Source organism: Aurantiacibacter zhengii (assembly GCF_003584125.1).
In the GTDB taxonomy this organism is placed as follows: domain Bacteria; phylum Pseudomonadota; class Alphaproteobacteria; order Sphingomonadales; family Sphingomonadaceae; genus Alteraurantiacibacter; species Alteraurantiacibacter zhengii.
Genome location: NZ_QXFL01000006.1, coordinates 128,612 through 141,020 on the forward strand (window position 1 = coordinate 128,612; position 12,409 = coordinate 141,020).

Annotated in this window: 12 protein-coding genes and 1 tRNA gene; 6 read left to right on the forward strand and 7 right to left on the reverse strand. The window is 62.1% G+C overall.

Annotated elements, in window-relative coordinates:
* Positions 1–130: 130 nt before the first annotated feature.
* The 5 genes from D2V07_RS13690 to D2V07_RS13710 all read right to left on the reverse strand — a co-directional run bounded on the left by D2V07_RS13690 (position 131) and on the right by D2V07_RS13710 (position 3,461).
* Positions 131–207: transfer RNA gene (locus D2V07_RS13690), tRNA-Met, on the reverse strand.
* A 272-nt stretch (positions 208–479) separates the two neighbouring features.
* The gene (locus D2V07_RS13695) at positions 480–893 is read right to left on the reverse strand and encodes a 2'-5' RNA ligase family protein (RefSeq protein WP_325049023.1); all 414 of its coding nucleotides are present in this window, start codon (positions 891–893) and stop codon (positions 480–482) included.
* Positions 890–1,861: an endolytic transglycosylase MltG gene (mltG, locus tag D2V07_RS13700; RefSeq protein WP_119587518.1), complete on the reverse strand. Its 972-nt coding sequence runs from the start codon at positions 1,859–1,861 to the stop codon at positions 890–892. The genes D2V07_RS13695 and mltG overlap by 4 nt, the downstream gene beginning before the upstream one ends.
* A 1-nt stretch (position 1,862) precedes the next feature.
* Positions 1,863–3,125 carry a beta-ketoacyl-ACP synthase II gene (fabF, locus tag D2V07_RS13705; RefSeq protein ID WP_119587601.1) on the reverse strand — a complete coding sequence of 421 codons (1,263 nt, stop codon included), beginning with the start codon at positions 3,123–3,125 and terminating at the stop codon, positions 1,863–1,865.
* Positions 3,126–3,224: 99 nt separating this feature from the next.
* Positions 3,225–3,461, reverse strand: coding sequence for an acyl carrier protein (locus tag D2V07_RS13710; protein WP_119587519.1), 237 nt, complete (start codon positions 3,459–3,461; stop codon positions 3,225–3,227).
* A 374-nt stretch (positions 3,462–3,835) separates the two neighbouring features.
* Between D2V07_RS13710 and D2V07_RS13715 the strand changes: the two genes are divergently transcribed.
* Entirely contained in the window at positions 3,836–4,270 is a 435-nt protein-coding gene (locus D2V07_RS13715) for a ferritin-like domain-containing protein (RefSeq protein WP_119587520.1), read from the forward strand.
* A gap of 68 nt (positions 4,271–4,338) precedes the next feature.
* Here the strand turns inward: D2V07_RS13715 and aspS are convergent, their stop codons facing one another.
* Positions 4,339–6,198: an aspartate--tRNA ligase gene (gene aspS / locus D2V07_RS13720; protein WP_119587521.1), complete on the reverse strand. Its 1,860-nt coding sequence runs from the start codon at positions 6,196–6,198 to the stop codon at positions 4,339–4,341.
* Between the two features lie 171 nt (positions 6,199–6,369).
* Here aspS and rnd point away from each other — a divergent pair, with 171 nt between their 5' ends.
* From rnd to D2V07_RS13745, 5 genes are all read left to right on the forward strand, one after another.
* A complete protein-coding gene (rnd, locus tag D2V07_RS13725; RefSeq protein WP_119587602.1) occupies positions 6,370–7,569 on the forward strand; it encodes a ribonuclease D in 1,200 nt (399 codons plus the stop codon).
* Complete coding sequence (locus D2V07_RS13730; protein ID WP_119587522.1) at positions 7,566–8,462, forward strand: hydrogen peroxide-inducible genes activator; 897 nt, start codon at positions 7,566–7,568, stop codon at positions 8,460–8,462. The genes rnd and D2V07_RS13730 overlap by 4 nt, the downstream gene beginning before the upstream one ends.
* 76 nt (positions 8,463–8,538) lie before the next feature.
* Positions 8,539–9,690, forward strand: a complete 1,152-nt coding sequence (locus D2V07_RS13735; RefSeq protein WP_119587523.1) for a serine hydrolase — start codon at positions 8,539–8,541, stop codon at positions 9,688–9,690.
* An 82-nt stretch (positions 9,691–9,772) separates the two neighbouring features.
* Positions 9,773–11,101, forward strand: coding sequence for a TrkH family potassium uptake protein (locus D2V07_RS13740; RefSeq protein ID WP_119587524.1), 1,329 nt, complete (start codon positions 9,773–9,775; stop codon positions 11,099–11,101).
* Positions 11,091–11,753: a potassium channel family protein gene (locus D2V07_RS13745; protein WP_233548412.1), complete on the forward strand. Its 663-nt coding sequence runs from the start codon at positions 11,091–11,093 to the stop codon at positions 11,751–11,753. The genes D2V07_RS13740 and D2V07_RS13745 overlap by 11 nt, the downstream gene beginning before the upstream one ends.
* 45 nt (positions 11,754–11,798) lie before the next feature.
* On the opposite strand, the gene pgsA is transcribed toward D2V07_RS13745, so the two are convergent.
* Positions 11,799–12,392 carry a CDP-diacylglycerol--glycerol-3-phosphate 3-phosphatidyltransferase gene (pgsA, locus tag D2V07_RS13750; RefSeq protein WP_119587525.1) on the reverse strand — a complete coding sequence of 198 codons (594 nt, stop codon included), beginning with the start codon at positions 12,390–12,392 and terminating at the stop codon, positions 11,799–11,801.
* Positions 12,393–12,409: the final 17 nt, after the last annotated feature.

Sequence of the window (12,409 nt, forward strand, 5' to 3'; positions counted from 1 at the left end):
CCCCCACACCAAATCCGGCTTCAAGCGAATGCATGCGCACGCAGGCGGACGCGAATCACTCACATCATTCTGTTTTAATTGAGTTTTACGGATGCATGCGGAAGCAAGCGAACCCATGCGGATTCGAGATTGGTAGCGGAGGAGGGACTCGAACCCCCGACACGCGGATTATGATTCCGCTGCTCTAACCACCTGAGCTACTCCGCCATCCGGCTGGCCTGCGGACACCGAACGGGCGGCAGGCGAGGCGCGCATTTAGGTCTGCTTTTGCCTGCGGTCAACCTGCCAATTTGCCTGCGCGCAAATCAACGTACCAGAGGCCGCGGCAGCGGCAATCATGTCCGCTTGTTGCCGCGAAAAGCAAACTTCCCTGCCGCCTCCCACGGGCCACCGCGGTAGTAGTGGTAGGCCAGACCGGTGAAAGCGAAATCGCGCGGCTCGACACGCGGCAGCAACTCCGCCTGCAGCGCCTTGGCCTCCTAGATGCTTACCTTGTTCTGCACGGTGACATGCAGGCGCGGCTTGTGTTCGTCCTGCGGGGTCAGCATTCCGTGGAACCGGTCCGCCAGCTGCCGCCACAGCTCGATCATGCGCTCGCTCTCTAGCTGCAAGGCGGTGCCCTTCCCCAGCTTCATCACGCCGACAAGGCGTGCGGGCACCGGCGGGTTGTCGCGCACGAGTTCCTTCAGGCAGTCGCGCAGTTCGCTCTCGCAGCTGGGCGGAAGGGCGTGGAACAGCGTGACATGCGCCTTCAGGTAATTGCGTTCTGGCGGGAAATGATCCTGCCTCAACTGGTTGGCCCAGCTGAACAGGTCCGGCGGCATTTCCGCAGTGACGATCAGCGGAGCAGGACCGTCCGCAAAGGCCTGTCCCGGACCCTGATCCGGGATCACATTTCCCCCCGCTCGCGGCGCAGGGCGAACCAGCGTTCGACCGCCTCGTTATGCTCCTGCAGGGTATCGTTGAACTCGTGCCCGCCGCTGCCGTCGGCGACCATGAAGATCGCATCTGTTTCCGCCGGGTTCAGCACCGCCTCTATGCTGGCGCGGCCCGGATTGGTGATCGGCCCGGCGGGAAGGCCAGCCATTTGGTAGGTGTTGTAATCGTTGATGTCGGCGATCTCGGACTGGCGGATGCGGCGACCCAGCGGGCGCCCGCGCGTGATCGGATAGATGATCGTCGGATCGGCCTGCAGGAAGATACCCTGCCGGATGCGGTTGGAATAGAGCCCTGCAACCATGCGCCGTTCCTCGGGCACCCCGGTCTCTTTCTCCACGATGGAGGCGAGAGTGACCGCCTCTTCCGGCGTCTTCGCCACAGTGCGATCCGTCCGGCGGGGCCACAGTTCGGCAATCGCCTCATCCATTGCGCGTTGCATCCGGGCGAGTACCGCCACGCGTTCTTCACCGCGCTCGAAATCGTAACTTTCTGGAAGGACGCTGCCTTCCTCGGGCACGGGGATATCGCCCTCCAGTAAAGGTTCAGCCATCAGGATGTCATGCACGATGGCCGACGGCGTGCCTTCGGGAATGGTGACGAAGCGGCGGATCACCTCGCCATGCTGCAGGTGATCAAGGACCCCGGCGTTGCTCATGCCAGGCGTAAGCAGGAACTCGCCAGCCTTGATTGGATCGCTGCTACCCAACACTTTGGCGCGCAGCAGGAAGCCGTTGGCAGAGCCGATAAGGCCCTCTTCCTCCAGTTTTCCGGCAACGGAGGTAAGCGTCGCCCCGGAAGGGACGATGAAGGCTGTTTCTTCGTCGATCTCCGCCCCGCCGTACCAGCCGAGTGCGAACCAGCCGCCAACGGCCGCGACCGCCAGAATTCCCAGCGCGACGACAGCCGCCAGCAGCTTTTTCATATCAGTCCTCGACGGCTTTCATCACCAGCGACGCATTGGTGCCGCCAAAGCCGAAGCTGTTGTTGAGCACGGCCTTCACTTCGCGCTTCTTCGCCTCGAGAGGGACGAGATCGGCCCCTTCGGTGCCATCGTCGGGGTTGTGCAGGTTGAGCGTAGGCGGAACGACCTGGTCGCGCATTGCGAGGATGCAGAAGATGCTCTCCACCGCACCAGCGCCGCCCAGCAGGTGGCCGATGGCGCTCTTCGTGCTGCTCATGGAGGCACCGCCAAGATCGTCGCCCAGCACGCGCTTTACCGCGGCGAGTTCGATAGTGTCCGCCATCGTCGACGTACCGTGAGCGTTGACGTAGTCGATTTCCGATCCGTCCATCCCGGCCTTGCGCAGCGCCATGCGCATGGCGTTTTCGGCACCCTTGCCTTCGGGGTGCGGCGCGGTGACGTGATAGGCATCGCCCGAAAGGCCATAACCGACGACTTCGGCGTAGATCTTGGCACCGCGCGCCTTTGCGTGCTCGTATTCTTCCAGCACGACAACGCCCGCGCCCTCGCCCATTACAAAGCCATCGCGGTCCTTGTCGTAAGGGCGGCTCGCCTCGGTAGGACGATCATTCATCGAGCAGTTGAGCGCGCGCGCCTGTGCGAAACCGGCAACGCCCAGTGGGTTGATCGTGCCTTCCGCGCCGCCTGCCAGCATGATGTCGGCATCGTCGTCCTTGATCATGCGCGCGGCATCGCCGATCGAGTGCGCCCCGGTGGAGCATGCCGTCACCACGGCGTGGTTCGGGCCCATCAGGCCGTACTTGATGCTCACCTGACCGCTGATCAGGTTGATCAGGCGACCGTGGACGAAATGCGGCGAGACACGGCCCGGACCGCGCTCGTGCAAGTTGACCGATTCGAGTTCAATTCCCGGCAGGCCGCCGATACCCGAACCGATGGAGCAACCCGCGCGCAGCTTCGTTTCCTCGTCCATTTCGGTAAGACCGGCATCTTCCAGTGCTTGGCCCGCGGCGTCGATGCCGTAGATGATGAACGGGTCGACTTGGCGCTGCACCTTGCCATCCACGCGCTTGTTCGCATCGAAGCCCCAAGGATGATCCGCAGGCTTCACCTCGCCCGCGATGGTGCATTTCTGCCCCTCGGTATCGAAGCGGGTGATCGTGCCGATCCCACTCTCGCCTGCAATCAGGTTTTTCCAGGTGGTTTCAACGTCACCACCCAGCGGGGTAACAAGGCCAAGTCCGGTAACGACGACACGCCGCATATTCATCTCTCCAATCAAGAAAGGCCCAGCCTTTCGGGCCGAGCCTTCCAACCCCGTCCGCGTCCGGGGAGACCATTCGCGAACGAGGCCAGTGGTCGCTTACGAAGTATGTTCTTCGATGTACTTGTTGGCGTCGCCGACCGTGTTGATCTTCTCGGCGGCATCGTCCGGGATTTCCACGCCGAACTCTTCCTCGAACGCCATGACCAGCTCGACGATGTCGAGGCTGTCGGCACCCAGATCGTCAATGAAGCTGGCGTCCGGAGTCACCTTGTCCTCTTCGACGCCGAGATGCTCGACAACGATCTTCTTAACGCGTGCAGCGATATCGCTCATGTAATCCCTCTCACTCTGGGGTTTCAAATAACGCTTTCGCCCTAATGAACGGCGGCGGGCAAAGCAAGTGCCGGAGCGGCCCGGATTGACCCGTTTTTCACGCCTTGCGACGAGAAACCATCGGTCGCTCTCGTTCGATAGGTCGATATGCAGCGCCGAAAAATCAAGACACTCGGTCTCCTGGTCATGTCATCCCCGGCATGTTTCGCCGCGAAGCCTTGGCTACCGACCGTCTGCGGGCCAGCGGAATTCGTCTCGCGATCGGGTGCCCACTGCCGGAAATGCGCCAGAGCGAGCCGGGCCAGCGCCAAGCCCGGGAAAGTCTCGCCTGTCGGGGCGTTGGACAGACAACGAATTGATAAAAGGAGATTTCAATGTCTGCCAATAGCGTACTCAAGACCCTCACCGATACCGCTTTCGATTCTGTCGAGGGTTATCGCCAGGCCGCCGAGAAGGCGAACAACCCGCAACTCAAGCAGGCGCTCGAACGCCGCCGTGTCGAACGTGAGAAGACGGTTTCGAAGCTGAACGCGGAGATCGAGCGTCAGGGCGGCGAACTCGTGACTAAGGGCACCATGACTGGATCAGCCCATCGCACCTGGATGAGCATCGCAGATGCGTTCGAAAACGGCGATGAAGCCGCCGCAGAACTTGTCGAAGAAGGCGAGGACTATCTGAAGGGAAAGTTCAAGAGCGCGCTGGATGATGACGATCTCGACCCGCAGTCGCGCACTGTCATTCAGCAGTGCTATGCCGAAATCAGCGAAGGCGAACGCTTCGGCGACATGATCGACAAACAGTTCGACTAAGCTCGCCTAAACTGACTTTTAAGATAGGGGCGCGGCTTTTTCGGAAGCCGCGCCCCTTCTCTTTTCGTCTACTTGTCCTGCGGCGGGATGTCCTGTTCGGAGGCATTGCTGTTCATGTCGGTCTTTTCTGCAGCACTGGCGTTCTTGTTCGCGTCCAGCGCCTCTCCCGAAAGCCGGATATGCACATCGCGCAACTGGCGTGCACTCACCGCGCTGGGAGCGCCCATCATCAGGTCCTGCGCACGCTGGTTCAGCGGGAAAGCGATCACCTCGCGGATGTTCGGCTCGTCCGCCAGCAGCATCACGATACGATCGATACCCGGGGCAGAGCCACCGTGCGGCGGCGCGCCCAGCTTGAACGCTTCGATCATGCCGCCAAAGTTCGCATCCACATCGGCCTGGGTATAACCGGCGATTTCGAACGCCCTGTACATAATATCCGGGCGGTGGTTACGGATGGCGCCGCTCGACAGTTCGTAGCCGTTGCAAACGATGTCGTACTGCCAGGCCTTGATCTCCAGTGGGTCCTGGTTTTCCAGCGCGTCCATTTCGCCCTGCGGCATCGAGAACGGGTTGTGGCTGAAATCGATCTTCTTCAGTTCCTCGTCGTATTCGAACATCGGGAAATCCACGATCCAGCAGAACTTGAAACAGCCCTGCTCGACAAGGTCGAGGTTTTCGGCCGTGCGGGTGCGCGCAGCGCCTGCCAGCTTCACCGCGTCCTTTTCCTTGCCGGCGGCGAAGAACAGGCCGTCGTTCTCACCCAGGCCCAGCTCGTCATACAGCTTGGCCATTTCCTCGGGACCGTGGTTCTTGGCAATGGGGCCGCCGAACTCGCCCTGCTTGCGGGTAACGTAACCAAGGCCGGAGAAACCCTCCTTGCGCGCCCAGTCGTTCATCTCGTCGAAGAACTTGCGGCTCTTTTCGTGCGTTTCGGGAGCGGGAATCGCGCGCACCACGCCGCCGCCGCCCACGATCTTCTCGAAGATGCCGAAGCCGGACTTCTCGAAGTGGTGCGACACGTCGGAGATGATGATCGGGTTGCGCAGGTCCGGCTTGTCGGTGCCGTACTTCAGCATCGATTCGGCGTAGGGGATGCGCGGGAACTCGCCTGCGGGCGTAACGCTCTTGCCGCCGCCAAACTCTTCGAACACGCCCGCCAGAACAGGCTCGATGGCCTGGAACACGTCTTCCTGCGTCACGAAGCTCATCTCGAAGTCGAGCTGGTAGAATTCCGGCGAGCGGTCGGCGCGCAGGTCTTCATCGCGGAAGCACGGGGCGATCTGGAAGTAGCGGTCGAAGCCCGCCACCATCAGCAGCTGCTTGAACATCTGCGGCGCCTGCGGCAGCGCATAGAACCGGCCCGGGTGTAGGCGGCTGGGCACCAGATAGTCACGCGCGCCCTCGGGGCTGGAGGCACCCAGGATCGGCGTCTGGAATTCGCTGAAGCCCTGGTCTGTCATACGGCGACGTAGCGAGGTGATCACGCGGTTGCGCAGCATGATGTTGTTGTGAACACGTTCGCGCCGCAGGTCGATAAACCGGTACTTGAGGCGCGTATCTTCGGGATAGTCCTCCGCCGAATTCACGATCAGCGGCAATTCGTTCGCATGGCTTTGCACCGTCACGGAACGGGCAAACACCTCGATCTCGCCGGTCGGCAGGTTCGGGTTCACCGCAGCCGCGTCGCGCGCCTTCACCTCGCCATCGATGGTGATGACACTTTCCAGCTTCAGCGAATCGAGCAGGTCCAGCGCCGGGCTGTCCTCGTCCGCAACCACCTGCGTGATGCCGTAATGGTCGCGCAGGTCCACGAACAGAACGCCGCCGTGGTCACGCTTGCGGTGGATCCAGCCCGACAGGCGGACGGTCTCGCCAACGTTCTCTTTCGTCAGCGCGGCACAGTTGTGGGTACGATAGGCGTGCATGAGGACTCTTTTCATTTGGCAGGTTATGGCGCTAAGGGCGCGCGAGAGATGCGCGGCGATACGCCGTATATCAAGCGCGCGCTAACAGGCGAAGCAGGGCGTTTTGTCAAGGACGACACGCCTCGTGGACGCCGCAGGTCGGTGAACCGGCCACAGACGAAAAGAAGACAGATGCAAATCCATCCCCTGATTACCAAGACAAATGACCTTGCCGAGCTGTGCGAACGGCTGGCGAAACACGATTTCGTGTGCGTGGACACGGAGTTCATGCGCGAGAACACCTATTACCCCCTCCTCTGCCTGATCCAGATCGGCAACGAGGATGAAGCCGCCGCAGTGGACCCGCTGGCGGACGGGCTGGACCTGCAGCCGCTGCTGGACCTGCTGACCGACAACGAGGACGTGCTGAAGATCTTCCACGCGGGCGGGCAGGACGTGGAAATCATCTACAACCTGACCGGCAAGACGCCGCATCCCATCTTCGACACGCAGATCGCCATGATGGCGATCAGCCAGTCCGAGCAAATCGGTTATGCCAACCTCGTCGAAAGCTGGCTGAACAAGACCATCGACAAAGGTGCGCGCTTCACCGACTGGAGCCGCCGCCCCTTGACCGAGCGGCAGATCGAATATGCCATCGGCGATGTGACTTACCTCGCCAAGATTTTCCCCAAGATCCTGAAAAAGCTGATCAAGACCGATCGCGGCCACTGGCTGAATGCGGAAATGGAGAAGCTGGCAGACCCCTCCAATTACGCCAACGACCTCGACGTAGCGTGGCAGCGTATCCGCTCCCCCGGTCGCAATCCCGCAGTGTTGGGCCGCCTGAAGGCACTCGCCGCATGGCGCGAAACGGAGGCGCAGGACAAGGACATCCCGCGCGGGCGCATCATCCGTGACGAGACGCTGGCCGATCTCGCCAGTCATCCGCCCAAGAAGCAGGCCGACCTTGCCAAGGTACGCGGGCTTTCCAACGCCTGGAAGGAAAACGACATCGGCCGCCGCCTGATGAAAGTGCTGTCCAATGCAGAGCCGATGGACAAGGACGAAATGCCAGACAAGCCCAAGCGCGGCGCACCGCTTGGCAAGGAAGGCGCGCTGGTGGCGGACCTCCTGAAGCTGCTGCTGAAGATCCGCAGTCGCGAGATCGATGTCGCTTCTCGCCTGCTTACCCGATCCGACGAACTGGAAGCGCTGGCCGCCGGCGTGCGCAAGTTGCCGGTGCTGGAAGGCTGGCGGTTCGAGGTGTTCGGCAAGGATGCGCTGGACCTGGTGGAAGGCAAACTCGCCTTCGCGGTCGAGAAAGGTCGCCTCAAGATGACCCATATCGACGATGCGAAGGCCGAACTAGAGGAAGCTCCCGCCGAGTGAGCACCTACCTGCCCACCATCAAGCAGCTGCAATACCTCGTCGCCCTGCACGAACAGCAGCACTTCGGCCGCGCGGCAGAGGCCAGCTTCGTATCGCAGAGCACGCTGTCCGCAGGCATTCGCGAACTGGAGTCGCTGCTGGGCGTGACGCTGGTGGAGCGCAGCCGCCGGGTGGTGCGCTTCACCCCGCTGGGCAATTCGGTTGTGGCAAAGGCGCACCGCGTCCTTCGCGAGACGGAGGAGCTGGCTGAACTGGTACAGGCCGCCGGAAAGCCGCTTTCGGGCGAACTGCGCATGAGCGTGATCCCCACCATCGCGCCGTTCCTGCTGCCGCGCATCCTGCCGCGCCTGCGCAAGGAGCGCCCGCAATTGAAGCTTTTCCTGCGCGAGGAGACCAGCGACCAGGCTCTCGAATCGCTGCACCATGGTCGCGCCGACTGCGTGCTGCTCGCCCTTCCCTTCGCCACCGGCGAAGTGGAACGTGCGAAAATCTGCGACGACGAGCTGTTTGTTGCCTTTCCCAAGGATGACCCGCGCGATCCGCCCGCCGAGATCAGCCCCGCGATGATCGACGAAGGGCGCCTGTTGCTACTGGAGGACGGGCATTGCCTGAAGGAGCACGCGCTTGCCGCGTGCAACCGGCCCGAACTCAATGCCAGCGCGACGATGATCGGCACGTCGCTGCACACACTGGTGCAGATGGTGGACAACGGCCTTGGCCTTACCATGCTGCCGCAGATGGCGATCGACGCGGGCATCCTGCACGAGACCGACGTCGTGGCCCGCCCCCTGCAGGGTGACCACACCAGCCGGGAAATCGCGCTCGTCTGGCGAGCCAACAGCCCGCGCGGTGACGAATTCCGCCTGCTTGCAGAGGAACTGCGCGCGGGTTGACCCTCCGCAGTTGCCCACCCGACCGGGCATCAACAGCTTTCTCGGATAGATACCCCGCTCCATTCATTGGATTCATGTGAACACGAAACGATTTCTCCTGCCTGCCACCGCCGTCCTGGCACTGGCTTCCTGTGGCACCGCCGAAAACCCCAACCCGCCCTACGGCGTGGAATGGGGAGAGGACATTCGCCTGGCGCAGGACGAGGCCGAGGTGCCGACTCCCGCAGTCACCCCCACCCCTGCCCCGCAGCCAGACCCCGCCGTATTGCAGGCGCGCGAGGAACTGAGCGAGACGATCACTGGCATCGCAGAGGAATTCGGCGGCACGATGGGCATCGCCGTGGTCGATGTCGATACCGGTTGGAGCACCGGCTACAACGAGAACGATTGGCTGCCTCAGCAAAGCGTCAGCAAAACCTGGGTGACCCTTACCGCGCTTACGATGGCGGAGAAGGGGCTGCTCGATCTCGATGCGCCGATCCGCGTCAGCCGCGAAGACCTGACACTGTTCCACCAGCCGATGCGCAAGGAAATCCTGCGCGATGGCGCAGTGGAAACGACCGTGGGCGAGCTGATCGAACGCGCCATCCAGCAGAGCGATAACACTGCCAACAATGCCATCCTGCAGCGCGTGGGCGGCCCGCGCGCGGTGCGCGCCATGCTGCGCGAACAGGGCCTGGACGGCATCCGCTTCGGCCCCGGCGAGAAGCCGATGCAAAGCGCTATTGCCGGTGTGCGCTGGCGCGATAGCTATTCCTACGAGAACAATTTCTTCGACGCCCGCGACCGTGTGCCCGAGCAGGTGCGCAAGCGCGCTTTCGAAAGCTACCTTGACGACCCGGTGGACGGTGCAAAGCCCATCGGGATTGCCCGCGCCCTGGCCGCCGTCGAACGCGGCGAAGTGCTTTCGAAAGAGCGGGCAGAGGAACTGCTCACCATCATGTCCAACACCCGCAGCGGCCCTCGCCGCCTGAAGGGTGGCCGTGCCGATGGCTGGGTGGTCAGCCACAAGACCGGCACCGGCCAGTTCTGGGATGGCCAGCAATCGGGCTATAACGATGTGGGCGTGCTGTTTGCGCCGGACTCCTCGGCCTACGCCGTGGCGGTGATGATCGGCGTGACCAAGCGCCCCACCATCGAGCGCATGCAGATGATGCAGCAAGTCACACGCGCAGTGATCGCGTTTCACGAGGCGCTGGCAAAAGATGAGGCAAAAGCTGGGGAATAGGGAGCAAATCGCTTCCTGCGTGGTTGCTACCTGATCTCGCAAGTCCGCTTTACGCGGCGCATGGAAAAGGCAAAGCCGCGGCATGCCAGGGTTTCGCAATCCGATTCGCCTCATTCCCGCACTATTCCTGGGGGCTATTGCGCTTGGCACTCTTCTTCTCAGCCTGCCGGTTGCCACTTCCGAAGGCACGAGTGCGCCGTTCCTGACCGCGCTATTCACATCGACGTCGGCAGTCGCAGTCACAGGCCTGATTGTGGTGGACACGCCAACTTACTGGTCTGCGTTCGGACAGGTCACCATCCTCGTACTTTTCCAGGTCGGGGGCTTCGGCATCATGACAGCTGCGACGCTCTTCGGTCTAATGGCGGGGCGGGGTTTCGGCCTGCGCCAGCGCATGGCGACGCAGGTTGAACGCAGCCGCCTCGAAAGCGGAGACGCAGCATCCGTGCTGAAGCTGGTCCTGGCCATCACCATCATAGTTGAAGGGCTTGTGGCACTGGTCCTGGCAGCGCGGATGTGGATCGCCCATGAGATGAGCCCCGGCGAAGCGGTGTGGCATGGCGTGTTTCATGCCGTCAGCGCCTTCAACAATGCAGGCTTTTCGACCCATTCGGACAGCGTAATGGGTTACCAGAACGATGCCTGGATCCTGGGGCCGATCATGTTTGCAGTGATCCTGACCGCCCTGGGGTTTCCCGTGATGCAGGACATTCGCGCCAATGGCTTCAACTGGCGAAAATGGTCTCTGCATACCAAGATCACGGTATCGGGAACGGTTGCCCTGCTGCTGTTCGGTTTTGTCAGCATTCTCGTGGCCGAATGGAACAATCCGGCGACGCTGGGCCCGATGGCAATCGGGGCCAAATTGCTCAACGCGGCGTTCCATTCGGTCATGCCGCGCACGGCGGGATTCAACAGCCTCGATGTAGGCGGTTTCCACGATGAGACGCTTATGGCGAATTACCTGCTCATGTTCATCGGCGGCGGAAGCGCGGGTACGGCGGGAGGGATCAAGGTCACGACCTTCTTCGTGATCTTCGCCATCGTTCTTTCGGAAGTAAGGGGGCGACGCGACGCAGGCATTTTCAATAGGCGGTTCGGTCCTGCCGTGGAGCGCCAGGCGTTGTCCGTGGCCGTGATGGCCGCCGCACTCATCCTTGCATCGACAACCTATATCGCCTCGATCAGCGAACTTGCCCTTCAGGATATCCTGTTCGAAACGGTCTCGGCCTTTGCGACCGTGGGCCTTTCGACCGGCATCACCGCCGACATTCCGCCCAGCGGCCAGCTTGTCATCATCGCCCTGATGTTCGTGGGGCGCGTGGGAACCATTACCGTTGCAACCGCGCTTGCCCTTGAGGCGCGCGACCGCACCTATCGCTATCCGGAGGAGAACGTCATTGTCGGCTAGGAAACGCAAACCCGTGCTGGTCATCGGCCTGGGCCGGTTCGGTGGAGCGGTCGCCCTTACGCTGGAGCGGATGGGACACGAGGTGCTGGGTGCCGATACCGATCCGGAGTTGGTTCACGAATTCGCCCCCCAGTTGACGAAGGTGGTAGAGGCCGATTGCACGAATGCTGCCAGCCTGAAGGGTCTAGGCGTGGAGGATTTCGAGGCGGCGGTGGTGGCGATCGGCACCGACATCGAGGCAAGCGTCCTGACCGTGCTTGCCCTGTCTGACCTGGGCATGACGAACATCTGGGCGAAGGCAACGAACGACAAGCACGCCCGCATTCTGGAGCGGACGGGTGCCACCCATGTCGTTTTCCCCGAACAGCGCATGGGCGAGCGCGTTGCGCACCTGCTGAACGGGCGGCTGATCGATTTCATCGGTTTCGGAGACGAGTTCGCGATTGCGAGACTCAAGGCTCCCGAAGCGATTGTCGGCCTGCCTCTCATGACCAGCGACTGTCGCAAGAAATTTGCAGTCACGGTCGTGGGGGTGAAGCGAGGGTCCGAGGATTTTATCCACGCAGTACCCGACACGCTGGTCTTTCCAGACGACGAACTCGTGGTGTCGGGCAGGATTGCCGATATCGAGCGCTTTTCAGCCATGAACTGATTTCGAGAGGGAGTGCCGGTCGGCACCCCTGTCGGCGTCCCAGGTTCAGTCCATGTACTTGATGCCCACCCGCAGGTAGTCCCAGCCGGTAATCAGCGTCAGGATCGCCGCGCCCCACAAGGTGACGAGGCCCACAAGGTGCGGCAGGTTGTGCTCGACCCCGGCCAGCATGACATTCCAGCCGGGCAGGCCCTGTCCCAGGATCAGCGCGCCGAGCGAGACGAGCTGGAAAGTCGTCTTCCACTTCGCCAGCTTGGAAACCGGTACGCTCACCTGCAGTTCGCCCAGAAACTCGCGCAGGCCCGACACGGCAATCTCGCGGATCAGGATGATGAGGCCCGCGATCACGTGCGCGTCACCCACGTAGGGGCCACGCAGGATACCTTGGGCAGCAAGGACCAGGATCACGGTCGCCACCATGATCTTGTCGGCAATGGGATCGAGGAAGATGCCCAACTTGCTCACAGCGCCGCTGGAACGGGCCAGCAACCCGTCAAAATAGTCGGTGATTCCCATCAGGCAGTATAGCGCGAAGGCAAACAGGTACCCCAGCGCCCAGCCCGGCCACCACAGCAGGAAGCCGAGCAATGGCAGCGTCAGGATACGGCTGAGGGTGAGGATGTTGGGCAGGGTCCACATGGTGCCAGCAGCCCTAG